Source organism: Bradyrhizobium niftali (genome assembly GCF_004571025.1).
In the GTDB taxonomy this organism is placed as follows: domain Bacteria; phylum Pseudomonadota; class Alphaproteobacteria; order Rhizobiales; family Xanthobacteraceae; genus Bradyrhizobium; species Bradyrhizobium niftali.
The window spans coordinates 1-11,392 of record NZ_SPQT01000070.1 but is presented as its reverse complement, the minus strand read 5'-3'; the positions used below and the strand labels follow the sequence as shown (position 1 = coordinate 11,392).

General features: G+C 61.7%; 10 protein-coding genes, 1 tRNA gene and 2 pseudogenes. 5 read left to right on the top strand and 8 right to left on the bottom strand.

The window, feature by feature from the left end:
* Positions 1–139: pseudogene (locus tag E4K65_RS49315) on the bottom strand (IS110 family transposase); the annotation flags it as partial.
* A 191-nt stretch (positions 140–330) separates the two neighbouring features.
* On the opposite strand from E4K65_RS49315, the pseudogene E4K65_RS45575 reads away from it, so the two are divergent.
* The 3 genes and pseudogenes from E4K65_RS45575 to E4K65_RS45560 form a co-directional block, all read left to right on the top strand.
* Positions 331–666 (top strand): annotated as a pseudogene (locus tag E4K65_RS45575) (IS110 family transposase); the annotation flags it as partial.
* Between the two features lie 997 nt (positions 667–1,663).
* Positions 1,664–2,062 (top strand): helix-turn-helix transcriptional regulator, encoded by a 399-nt coding sequence (locus tag E4K65_RS50175; protein ID WP_135179627.1) that lies wholly within the window; start codon positions 1,664–1,666, stop codon positions 2,060–2,062.
* Positions 2,063–2,612: 550 nt separating this feature from the next.
* Positions 2,613–2,804, top strand: a complete 192-nt coding sequence (locus E4K65_RS45560) for a CsbD family protein (protein WP_135179626.1) — start codon at positions 2,613–2,615, stop codon at positions 2,802–2,804.
* A gap of 515 nt (positions 2,805–3,319) precedes the next feature.
* On the opposite strand, the gene E4K65_RS45555 is transcribed toward E4K65_RS45560, so the two are convergent.
* The 3 genes from E4K65_RS45555 to E4K65_RS45545 form a co-directional block, all read right to left on the bottom strand.
* On the bottom strand, positions 3,320–3,538 hold the full coding sequence (locus tag E4K65_RS45555) for a DUF6894 family protein (RefSeq protein ID WP_135179625.1): 219 nt from the start codon (positions 3,536–3,538) through the stop codon (positions 3,320–3,322).
* A gap of 813 nt (positions 3,539–4,351) precedes the next feature.
* Entirely contained in the window at positions 4,352–4,594 is a 243-nt protein-coding gene (locus E4K65_RS45550; protein ID WP_135179624.1) for a hypothetical protein, read from the bottom strand.
* Between the two features lie 657 nt (positions 4,595–5,251).
* Positions 5,252–5,341, bottom strand: a tRNA-Ser gene (locus tag E4K65_RS45545).
* A gap of 195 nt (positions 5,342–5,536) precedes the next feature.
* On the opposite strand from E4K65_RS45545, the gene E4K65_RS45540 reads away from it, so the two are divergent.
* Complete coding sequence (locus E4K65_RS45540) at positions 5,537–5,878, top strand: hypothetical protein (protein WP_025575253.1); 342 nt, start codon at positions 5,537–5,539, stop codon at positions 5,876–5,878.
* A 201-nt stretch (positions 5,879–6,079) separates the two neighbouring features.
* Here E4K65_RS45540 and E4K65_RS45530 read toward each other — a convergent pair whose 3' ends face one another.
* The 3 genes from E4K65_RS45530 to E4K65_RS45520 form a co-directional block, all read right to left on the bottom strand.
* On the bottom strand, positions 6,080–7,543 hold the full coding sequence (locus E4K65_RS45530; protein ID WP_025576164.1) for a trehalose-6-phosphate synthase: 1,464 nt from the start codon (positions 7,541–7,543) through the stop codon (positions 6,080–6,082).
* A gap of 233 nt (positions 7,544–7,776) precedes the next feature.
* Positions 7,777–8,598, bottom strand: a complete 822-nt coding sequence (gene otsB / locus E4K65_RS45525) for a trehalose-phosphatase (protein WP_135179620.1) — start codon at positions 8,596–8,598, stop codon at positions 7,777–7,779.
* 3 nt (positions 8,599–8,601) lie between these two features.
* The gene (locus E4K65_RS45520; protein WP_025576168.1) at positions 8,602–10,086 is read right to left on the bottom strand and encodes an MFS transporter; all 1,485 of its coding nucleotides are present in this window, start codon (positions 10,084–10,086) and stop codon (positions 8,602–8,604) included.
* Between the two features lie 181 nt (positions 10,087–10,267).
* Between E4K65_RS45520 and E4K65_RS45515 the strand changes: the two genes are divergently transcribed.
* Positions 10,268–10,624 carry a DUF3175 domain-containing protein gene (locus E4K65_RS45515; RefSeq protein WP_135179619.1) on the top strand — a complete coding sequence of 119 codons (357 nt, stop codon included), beginning with the start codon at positions 10,268–10,270 and terminating at the stop codon, positions 10,622–10,624.
* Positions 10,625–10,883: 259 nt separating this feature from the next.
* On the opposite strand, the gene E4K65_RS45510 is transcribed toward E4K65_RS45515, so the two are convergent.
* Positions 10,884–11,392 (bottom strand): methyl-accepting chemotaxis protein (locus E4K65_RS45510; RefSeq protein WP_235886047.1); only part of this gene is annotated, 509 nt, incomplete at its 5' end.

Sequence of the window (11,392 nt, the reverse complement as noted above, 5' to 3'; positions counted from 1 at the left end):
ATGGCGCCCGCTTGCGGATGAGCTCGGCGATAATGCTGGGATCAGATGCGCACTTGCCGCGCCAGATCCGTTCACCTGCTCGGCGGATCGCGACTGCCGTCTCTTTCATCGACACGTCGAGACCAATATATTCTTCCATGGCTGTTCTCCATTCGATGCTTGGGCCCGGCGTCCAGTCGTGAGCCCGTATCTCCATCCTATCGGGGAACAGCCACTCATTCAGGGGTGACTCGCTCCCGCGATTACGCCATGTGGACGGCTCCTCCACGGGCACGAGAGTGCCAAGGAGTGGGCGCCGTTTGAGGCTCCCACGATTCGGAGGAGCAGCCTATGCAGTCAATTTCGACGATTGGTCTGGATATCGCGAAGTCGGTCTTTCAAGTGCATGGTGTCGATGCAGCCGGTCAGGTGGTGATCCGCCGCCAGCTCAAGCGCCGTTTCGTGCTGTCCTTCTTTGAGAAGTTGTCACCGTGCTTGGTGGGGATCGAGGCTTGCGCGTCATCCCATTATTGGTCCCGCGAACTGCAGGCGTTGGGGCATACGGTGCGGTTGATGCCTCCGGCCTATGTGAAGCCCTACGTCAAGCGGCAGAAGAACGACACCACCGATGCGGAGGCGATTTGTGAGGCGGTCACGAGACCCAACATGCGGTTCGTGCCGACCAAGTGCAGATCGCCCTGCTTCAGCACACGCACGAACATTAGGTCAGACGTGTCATCTTGCGACGTCACGTTGCGCAAGACGATCGCCGGGTTGAGGCTTACCTGTAGCCGCGGAGATGCCCATGTATCGCGTAAAGGCCGCCTTCGCGGCTAGGGGCTGCCGCCGTCGCAAGCGGCGGCCCCGCCCATGAGAGGCCTACCGTACGCACCCCCGCTAGCCCTGCCCGGCAGGCCCGGAACAGGCGTGCCCGCGCCGCGTGGCCCGATACGCAAAGGCCGCCCATCCGCACAGGCCAGGCTTGCCCGGATTGCCGTGGAGCACCGTCGTTTGCGTCCCCTTTGGCATAGAGGGGATTGGTGCCCATTTAATGTCGCTCGACGTCACGCGGTTGTATTCAAGCGAACTATCTTCCGCCAGAACTGTACAAATTCCGCTCGTGGCAAGTATGGCCATTAAACCGGCTACGGTCTTGAAAATGCGCATCTCTCGCTCCATTGGCCTTTTACGGACCGGCAGCCGCAAAGAATATTAGAACGACGACATCGAGTTGCATCACCCTAACGGGTGACAGTTGGGATGTCTGCTGGCTCTGGACCCGATTGGCCGGGTAAATGTGTCGTGTGCGCGCGTTAATCCGTCGAGTTGATCGCTGGTAGGGAGGCGCGTGGCTACTTCTTCAACAGTATCCCTATCGTTCGCGCCATTCGCCTCACTGATCCTGCGTGACGGCCCAGCTCGGCTGCTATCTTCGATACGCCAGCGCGTGCCCGGGCGAGCCTGACCAATCGTCGGACTTCCTGCTCGTCCCATTGTTTTGGCTTCGGTGTTTTCATGGTGCGGCGCTCAACCCGCGCTAGTTAACCAGCGGGCCTACTAGCCGACACTTGGGAAATTTACGGGTGGTGCCTGCCACCCGTGAAGGCTCGGAGGTGCGGCGGAGTATTGATGCGGCTCGACACCGTCAATCACAATAAGTAAAAATTTACGGCTTTTCCGGAGCATGGGACGATATGTACAAAGTCATCTGAGCATGAGCCGCAAAGAAGCGTTTTGCCGGTCAGACCGGTATAGCCGTATAGTCGAGAAGCTTGATCGGCTGATCCAGAGTTCGAAGCCTGCTTACAGCAGCTATCTTGCTGATCAGCTAGGAGTTTCAGATCGCACCCTCCGGTCGGCCGTACTGGATTCGACCGGCATGTCGCTTCATCGCTACGTGCGGATGAAAAGGCTATCGACGTCTCGCGAAAAGCTTCAGCATGGGGCGGCCAGCGTGAAGAGCGTGGCATTGGACTGCGGGTTTTGGCATCTGAGCGACTTTGCGCGCGAGTATAGGTTGTTATTTGGAGAGCTCCCTTCTTCCACCTTACGATGTGCAAAATCGGAAGCAGCGGTTAAGTAAAAGTCCGTTTCATTACAGGCAAAATCCTGCTCGGGGCGTCACTTCAGGAGCTACGCCAGGCGATGCCGCGCCAATTAGTTCCAGCAGGCGCCTTATCGCCCCCCTGGCCACCAATGCGACGGCGGATCGCTAGCCGAAATCTTCCTCGGCCGCAGCACCACCAAAATGGCTGCGCTTGTGCCGATAGCCGCGCACCTCGGAGCAATCCTCACACCGCATATAGCGCTCCAGCTCATGGATTGGGGTCGTCTTCGGTCGGCGCACGACGACCGCCGTTGTGCACTGAGGCGGGCTTACAATTGAGACACTAGCAAGGTGACGCACGCGATCAGCGTTGCTGTACTGAGCGTCACAACCACGAGAGCCTGTTCACTGCGGGCTTGCAGCTCTTTGTCATCCACAGAGCTCAACGCCCGTTCGCACCGCAGGTTTCAGGTCGGCGTCTTTGACCCGGCGAATTCGGTCCACTTCGCCTTGGAGCTGCTGCGCGAGGAACCACTGCGCAACTCCTTCGTTGGGCTGGTCATCCGGACAGCAAAGGAACACGATCATGGACCGCGAACACGTGAAGGGCGCTGCCGATAAGGCAAAAGGCGCCATCAAAGAAGGTGCCGGTAAACTTAGTGGCGATAAAGACATGGAAACCGAAGGCAAGATCGACAAAGCCAAGGGGTCCGCCCACAACGCCGCTGGAGATGTGAAGGATGCGGCGCGGGACGCTGCTGACGCCCTGAAAAAATAATGAAGATGCTAAGACCAAGAACTAGCCGCCTCCGGGCGGCCATTTCCTTTACGGCAGGATCTTTCTGCTTGGATGTGCTGCCATGGTCGCTTGCGGACATTGCCCGACCGGGCGCCCGGTCAGCTAAAGCCTGAAAGGCAGAGGCCGCAACTGAGACGGCCTTAATTCATCTTGCGGTGTAGCTGCTTGATGATCTCCCGGAGACTGGCCGCGTACTCCTCGATGATCCGGCGCGCCTCCTCCAAGCGCGACAGCTTGGTTGCCAACCACAAGCAGCGAAGCGAACTCTTCAGCAGTTAGCGCTTCTATTTTCCGGGCCATCCCTCACACTGAACCGCATCCACAATCCCGGCTGTTCAATTTTGCTCGAAACAGAGAATAAAGGCCGCGGGGACGTGCGCCCGCGACAAGCGAGCAAAAGCGTTACCTCGACCGCGCCTCACCCAAAGCGCAGCAATCAGAGCCACTAAGAGACTCGAGCCCGCCGGTTCACGCTGGCGGGCCTCTCTCGACCATCACCCAGTCACGTCAAGTGGGATAGAGCAAACGGCAGTGCCGTCATCATCGATCACAAGGATCGAATAGCCTTTACCTAACAATTCTGGTCGGCCCTCGCGCAACGAACAAGCGAGCTTGATTGCCTCAATTTGAGCCTCGATTTCGCTGGGCAAGTCATGCGCTCCGAAGTCGGAGACGAAGTGCCCATCGATTATCTTGTAGGTAAAAAAAGGCATAGGGATTGCCTGAGCCTTTGCCAAAGCGAAGCCCCCGCCCGCCTAGGCAAGCAGGGGCTCGCGGATGGATGGCGCGAGGCTCGCGAATGAGGTGTCGCCCCAAGGACCCGCATAGCTCAGAACAAACAACCGGCTTAGTAGGCCCGCCGAAACATTGTGCAAGGCGCGCAAATAAGAGGCCCGGTGCTTTCTTGTCCAGAAATACCGGGCCCCCTTCCGATCCGCCAGGGATACGCCGTGCAAATGGCGTGCCGCGGGACCTCGCCTGAGTGGCAAAAAAGGGATTGTCCTTGGTCCGGGCGCGACGGCGAGCCAAGTCAAGGTGCTCCTGGACGGATCGAGGCGCCACGTCACATTGCATGCCCGAATACGTTTGACCTGCTGAACGGTCGCTCTACTTTTTGCGCGCCGAGCAGAACTTGACGGATAGCAGATTGCTGATGGCCGACGGGGCTTAGCCTGCGAACAGTCGACCTCAGCCGTAGCCCGCTGATGGCCGGCGAGGCCTGGTGGCAACTGCCGCACTCCCAATCCTGTCACCAGGCCGCCCATGTGCGCGAGCCGATCGTTTATAGATCTTAGGCAACCTTCGGCCTCAGGTCTCAGCCGCCAGAGGCTGGTTTTTTTCTGGGAGCTGCGAGCTACTGCGCGTCGTGGGTGTGGAGAAGTCGACGACAGCAAAAAGGCGCGAGACATTGGTCCCGCGCCTCATTTTAGATCAGTGCAAAGTTGCCCTCGCGGCGAGCTCGCTTCCATAGCCGGTAGCCATATAGCCACCAGATCAGCGTAAGCAGGGCCGCCACCGCCGGGCGCTCAATACCGCGGACGGTGCGTGCCGACTGATCCAGTGGAGGGATTGACGTTGCCCGTGGCCGTGAAATTGTCCCGCTGAGTGCTGTTCGGATTGGTTGCTACATAGGGCTGCACATAAGTGCCGTGGGTGTTGGTATATCCGGACGACGTGTGCGTGTTGGGATTCGTGCCGGTGCCGAGATACTGCGCCTGAGCAGCGGTTGCGAACAGTGAAAGAGCCGCAACGAAAATCAAATGCTTCATTCATCCCTCACCAAAAAGTTTTATCTGACTATTTACGCAACCATGGCGCGACAGGGGAGTCCAGCGTCAATGTATCCGGTCGACTACGGAAGTAGATGCCTTAGCGCCAAGTCGTCCTAAGGACGGGTTCGCGGGCGATCAAAGCGCGAGAACGTTCCATCAAAGACCACTCGCCATTAACTCATGCGCCTCGTTTCCGAGCGTTCCGATGGGAGGCCAATAATCCACCGAAACCGAAGAACCATCTTCGCTCGCGTAGCTCTTGAAGGGTATCTTCATAGCGAGCCGCGACGTTGGTGTAGTCTTTCCGAACATCATGATAGAAACTGGCCGGGTACATGGGCAAGTTAGCTGAGCGGCCTCTGGACCGTTCGTTGGTCTGAAAGCTAGCGCCAAAGACGACACGCGGCTGGGCTGTTCGGCAGGGCCTAGAAATATCGAGCCCGTGCGGCGGTGTGCCGCCGCCAGGCCAGAGGTCTTGCCGGGCCGGGCGACCGCCCCGCCGGGAGCTTGGGCAGGTTTGCCTGGGGGCTGGCCCAATGCCAAGTTTAAGTTGGCCAGTGCCTCACGGCAGCTCCAGAAAGGTCGCGGTGCTGGGGGTCGATCCGGGAGTCATACGCTAATTTCTTAAAAAACGTAAGGAAACCCAAATACGTATGGCGGAGAGAGTGGGATTCGAACCCACGGTACGGTTTCCCGCACACACGCTTTCCAAGCGTGCGCCTTAAGCCACTCGGCCATCTCTCCGGAGCGCCCTCTCTTGAAGGGGCGCCGGCGATTTTGCAAGAGACCGCGGGGAAATCGGGTGAATTTTCCGTAAGATATTGTATTTGAAAGACAATATCTGGCGTCGGCGGCTGCTTCGGAACCGCCTGTGGCTGAACCCAGGACGGGTTTGGCGCGACGATTCACTTGAGAATGCCAAACACGACCGGGGACGCCATGACCATCCGCAAGACCATCGCCGCGCTCGGCCTGATTTCGGCCCTCGGCTCCGCCCTTGCCGGGCCGGCCCTGGCGCAAGTCTGCAGCCGGCAAGGGGTCGACGTCAGCTGCGACGACGGGCGGCGCGGGGTGCTTTCGGGCGATGCCATCATCTGGCCGGACGGGACGCGCTCGAGCGCCTCGCCGCATCCGAGCGTGATCATCGGCAACAAGAGCTCGGTGCATGTCGGGCCCGGCGTGTTCGTCGGCCAGGGCAAGGGCATGGTGCCGCTGGACGACCCCAACGCGCCGAACAAGCGGCAATGCGCGATTCTGGAGGGGGTGTCGTATTGCTATTGAGGCGCGTTACTCGAGGTTCGCCGTCATGCCCGGGCTCGTCCCGGGCATCCACGTTCTTGAGGGCCCGCGGCAAGACATGGATGGCCGGGTCAAGCCCGGCCATGACGCGTGGATAAAGTGTGCGAGGGGCACAGAGATCGAGAGTTGAGCGCGAAAGCAGCCCCTCACCCCTACCCGTAAGAACGGGGCGCGAGAGAGGGACTAAATCAATCGCACGCCCGAGATCGCCGACTTCAGCCAGCGCAGCGCTTGCGGCGGCTGGGCTGCGAGCGGGGCGACGGCGGCCTTCTCGACGCGGCACTTCTCCAGCTCGGCAACGAAATCGGCGGACCATTGCTGAATGGTGTGGCCGCGCAGCTTCTTCATCATCGCGTCCCAGCGCATCTTGCGCTCGGTGAGCGGCATCGCGGCGGCGATCGCGATCGCGCGCGCCATGGCGTCGACGTCGTGCGGATTGACCAGCAGCGCCGTGTCGAGCTCATTCGCTGCGCCGGCGAATTTCGACAGCACCAGCACGCCGGGGTCGGCGGGGTTCTGCGCGGCAACATACTCCTTGGCGACCAGGTTCATGCCGTCATGCAGCGGCGTCACCACACCGACCTGCGCGGTGCGATAGAGGCCCGCGAGCACGGCCTGGCTGAAGCCTTTGTTCAAATAGCGGATCGGCGTCCAGTCCACCTCGCCATGGCGGCCGTTGACGTCGGTGACGAGGCGCGCGACCTCGTTCTGGAGATTGCCATAGGCCTCGATGGCACCGCGCGAAGGGTTGGCGATCTGGAGCAGCGAGATGCTGCGCAAGAACTGCGGCTGCTCGGTCCAGAGCCGATCGAACGCGCTGATGCGGTTGACGAGGCCCTTGGAATAATCGAGCCGGTCGACGCCGATCGCAAGCCGCTCGCCGTTGAGGCTGCGACGCAGCCGCGACACGTCGGGATGCGAAGCCGACTTGGCGGCATATTGCGCGAATTTTTCCGCATCGATGCCGATGGGGAAGACTTCGAAGCGAGTGCGGCCGTACTGCGACAGCACAACACCGTCATCGATGGCAAGACCAAGCTCGCCGCCGACATAACCGAGGAAATTCTGGCGATCCTCCTCGGTCTGGAATCCAAGGAGATCGTAGGCGAGCATCGCCGTGATCAGCTCGCGATGATTGGGCACGCCCTGCATCACCGCGGCCACCGGCCACGGCGTGTGCAGGAAGAAGCCGATCGGATCGTCGACGCCGAGATCGCGCAGCTCCGCACCGAGGGCGAGGAAATGATAATCCTGCACCCAGAACGCGGTCCGGGGTTTACGGAAGCGCATCAAGGCGCGCGCCATGAAGGCGTTGACCTCGCGATAGCTGACATAGTCCTCGCGCGAGACGCGGATCAGATCGCTGCGCGAATGCAGCGCCGGCCACAGCGCCGAATTGGCAAAACCTTCGTAATAGCCGCCGTAATGCGCCGCCGGCAGATCCAGCGTCGCAATCGCGCCCGAACCCAGCGCCTCGATTTCGGCAAACGGTTCCTTCTGATGGCCGTCACGCACGCGGCCTGAAGATCCCACCCAGATGGCACCCGAATGTTCCACAACCGGAAGCAATGCCGCAGCCAAGCCGCCCGTCATGGGCTCGTTGGGTTTGCCGCGCGCGACGCGATTCGAAACGACGACTAAGTTCACAGGTCGTCCCCTCCTGTTCATTCCACCCTGTTTAACTGATGTTCATCAATATGGTTCCTGATCATCGTTTCAACCAATTGAAACCAAAATCGGGCGCGCGCGTTGCAGCTGGTTTCCCCTGTGGAACCCACTGCAAAGACAGCTTTTCCGGTTGGATTGCACAGCATGCATTGCGGCGCGCGGGGGCGCTGTGCTGACGGCCTTTATGTCTGCGGCGTGGCGCTGCCTTTGTTTCACCTCGGATCGAGCAGGCGCGCGAGGAACGCGCGCACATCGCTCGGCGCATCGAAGTGACCGTTCACGCCCATGGCGCGGCGGCCGACCGAGAAAGCGAGCCCGTTCATGTCAGGCATGATCGCGAACACGGTCTCATCGGTGACGTCGTCGCCGATGAACAGCGGACGCCGTCCCCTGAACGGTTCGTGCTGCATCAACTCGCGCACGCCCGTCGCCTTGGTGAAGCCGGAATGCTTGATCTCGCAGACGAACTTTCCGGGCAGCACCTCGATCGGCGCATTGGGCAGGTCGGCGCGGATTAGCGAGACGGCCTCGAAGATCGCCTTCTCCGCATGCGGCGCGAGGCGGTAATGCAGCGCCAGCGAATAGCCCTTGTCCTCGAGCAGAATGCCCGGGCTGAGCTTTGCGATCGCAGCGAGCCGCCGCTTCAACTCCTTGTCCAGCGGCGGCGCGTGCACGTCATCCGCTTCATTGTCCGCCGACAGCCGCATCTCCGCGCCGTGGCCGGCGACGGCGCGATAGACGTCGGGCGCGAAGATCAGGTCGATGTCGTTGAGCGAGCGGCCGCTGACCAGCGCCAGCGCCCCGGACGTGCGTTCCACCAGCTGCTTGAGCGTCTCCGACAGGCCCGGTGGCACCCACACCTCGCGCGGCGTCGGCATCAGGTCGAGCAGCGTGCCGTCGATGTCGAGCAGGATCGCGGTCTCGTCGAGATGCGGCACGAGCGCATGCGGCACCGGCACCGTTTCCGGCACATCGTCGTCAACGGGCATGGTGTGCTTCTGGTCCAATGCCATTTCCGCAAGTTCCGATTTCATAGTCTACTCCATAAAGGCAAGCGGCCGCGCGATTTGTTCGAGCGATTTGCGTTCGGCGGAGATGGCATAGCGCCACGCCACGATCGCGGCCGCGATCATGAGGAATGCCCCCAGCAAATAGCCGGCGAACACGCTGGTACGTGATCCCGTGTCGATCAGCGCGCCGAACAGCGCCGGGCCGATGACGCCGCCAATGCCGGTGCCGACCGCATAAAACACCGCGATCGCCAGCGCGCGGACTTCCAACGGAAACGTCTCGCTCACGGTGAGATAGGCCGCGCTCGCGGCGGGCGAGGCAAAGAAGAAGATCACCATCCAGGCGATGGTCTGTCCTTGCGCACTGAGCGCCCCGATCGAGAACAGATAGCCCGACAGCGCCAGCAGCACGCCGGAGGCGCCATAGGTGAACATGATCATGGCGCGCCGTCCGAGCGTATCGAACAGGCGGCCGAGCAGCAGCGGACCGAGGAAGTTGCCGGCGGCGAAGGGGAGCAGGTACCAGCCGACATGATCGGCGCTGATGCCGTAGAAATCGGTCAGCACGAGCGCGAAGGTGAAGAAGATGGCGTTGTAGAAGAAGGCCTGCGCGCTCATCAGCGCGAGGCCGACCAGCGCGCGCTGGCGATACACCGTGAACAGCGTGTGGAAGACCTCGCGGATCGGCGTGTGATCGCGCATCTTCAGCCGGATCTTGGTGAAGCGTCCGTCGCTCACATCCTGATCGTGTCCGATCACCGAGCGCTCGATCTCGTCGACGATCGCGTGAGCCTGATCGGGCCGCCCGTGGATCATTAGCCAGCGCGGACTTTCCGGGATCCACATCCGCATAAACAGCACGACGAGGCCGATGCTCGCGCCGATGAGATAAGCGAGGCGCCAGCCGAGATCGGGGTCGATCACGGCGGGGTCGAGCAGAACGATGGCCGCCACCGCGCCCATTGCCGCGCCGATCCAGAAACTGCCGTTGATGACGAGATCGGTCCAGCCGCGATAGCGCGCCGGCACCAGCTCCTGGATGGTCGAATTGATTGCGGTATATTCGCCGCCGATGCCGGCGCCGGTGAGAAAACGAAACAGCGCGTAGCTCGCGATATTCCACGACAGCGCGGTCGCGGCGGTCGCGGAGAGATAAACCGCGAGCGTGATGAAGAACAGCTTCTTGCGGCCGATGCGGTCGGTCAGCCAGCCGAAGCCGAGCGCGCCGAGCACCGCGCCGGCGAGATAGGCGGAATTGGCAACACCGAGATCGAGATTGGAGAAGTGCAACACGGGACTTTGCTTCAGCGCGCCGGAAAGCGCACCGGCGAGCGTCACCTCGAGCCCGTCGAGAATCCAGGTGATGCCGAGCGCCAGCACGACGCGGGTATGAAAGCCGCTCCACGGCAGCGCGTCGAGACGCGAGGGAATGCTGGTCTCGATGATGCGACCGGTCGCGACCGCCGAGACAGCAGGTCCATGATTCAGCGCTTGGCTTTGCTGCAATTCCATCGCGTTGTTGGGTCTGACCAATGCAAGCGGCCCGGTTCACATGATGTGGCCGGGGGCGAACCGATCATCGGGGTGCGGCATTCCGCCTGCCACCTGCGACAACGTCTGCGGCAAGGCCAGGTTCCCACAGGAACAGCCTTTGGCGCCGTCCGTTTCCGAAGGAGCTGCAAGGAGTTGATGCATGGCTCATGTCAGAAAGACGACACATTCTCGCAAAACTGCTGTGCGCGGGAAGACCAGCGCGCGCAGGCGCGCGAAACGCGCGGCGCCGAAGCGCTGGTCGCAACGGGTGACGAAGGAGAGCGACGCGCTCGATCTCAAGCGCGGCGTATTCATGCTCACAAGTCCGAAGAAGATCGCAACCTCGCTGAAGCGCTCGGCCGAGCACAGTTCGCGCCGCAAGACCGGCGCCTATCGTTCGGCGCTGTCGATGCTGACGTTCTATATAAACCGTGCCGGCACTACGCTGCCGAAGTCCCAGCGCACGCGGCTGGAGCGAGCGAAGGTGGAGCTGAAGCGCGCGTTCGGGAGGGAGTGAGGCTTCGCACAGCGCCTCCTAACTCCGCTGTCGTCCCGGACAAGCGCAGCTGCCGGCAACGCGTAGCGTGCCGGCAGCGGAGCGCTGATCCGGGACCCATAACCACAGGGAGTGGTTTGACGTAGATTCGGAGTTGCCAGCTGTCGCCGCCATTTCTCCCTGGGAGTATGGGTCCCGGATCTGCGCGCGCTTGAGGCGCGCTTGTTCGGGACGACAGCGGAGTATGAGGCGACGACGCAGACTTCAGCGACGGCGAGCCTTACGCCGCCCGGATATTCCCCATGAACCGGTCGAGCTCGGCGCGGAGGCGGGTGCTTTCGGATGACAGCGTCTTGGCCGAGTTCAGCACCTCCTCCGAGGCCGAGCCGGTCTCGGCGGCGCCGCGGTTGACCTGGCCGATGTCGGTGGCGGCGGTCTGAGTGCCCTGGGCAACGGTCTGGACGCTGCGCGCGATCTCCTGGGTCGCGGCGCCCTGCTGCTCGACGGCGCTCGCGATCGACGTCGAGATCGACGAGATCTGGCCGATGGTCGCGCCGATCTCCTTGATCGCGGCAACCGACTCGGCCGTGGCGCCCTGCATGCCCGTGATATGGGAGGAAATCTCGTCGGTCGCTTTCGCCGTCTGGCTGGCCAACGACTTCACTTCGCTCGCAACCACGGCAAAGCCGCGGCCGGCTTCACCGGCGCGCGCCGCCTCGATGGTGGCGTTGAGCGCCAGCAGATTGGTCTGCTCGGCAATCGCGGTGATGAGCTTGACCACTTCGCCGA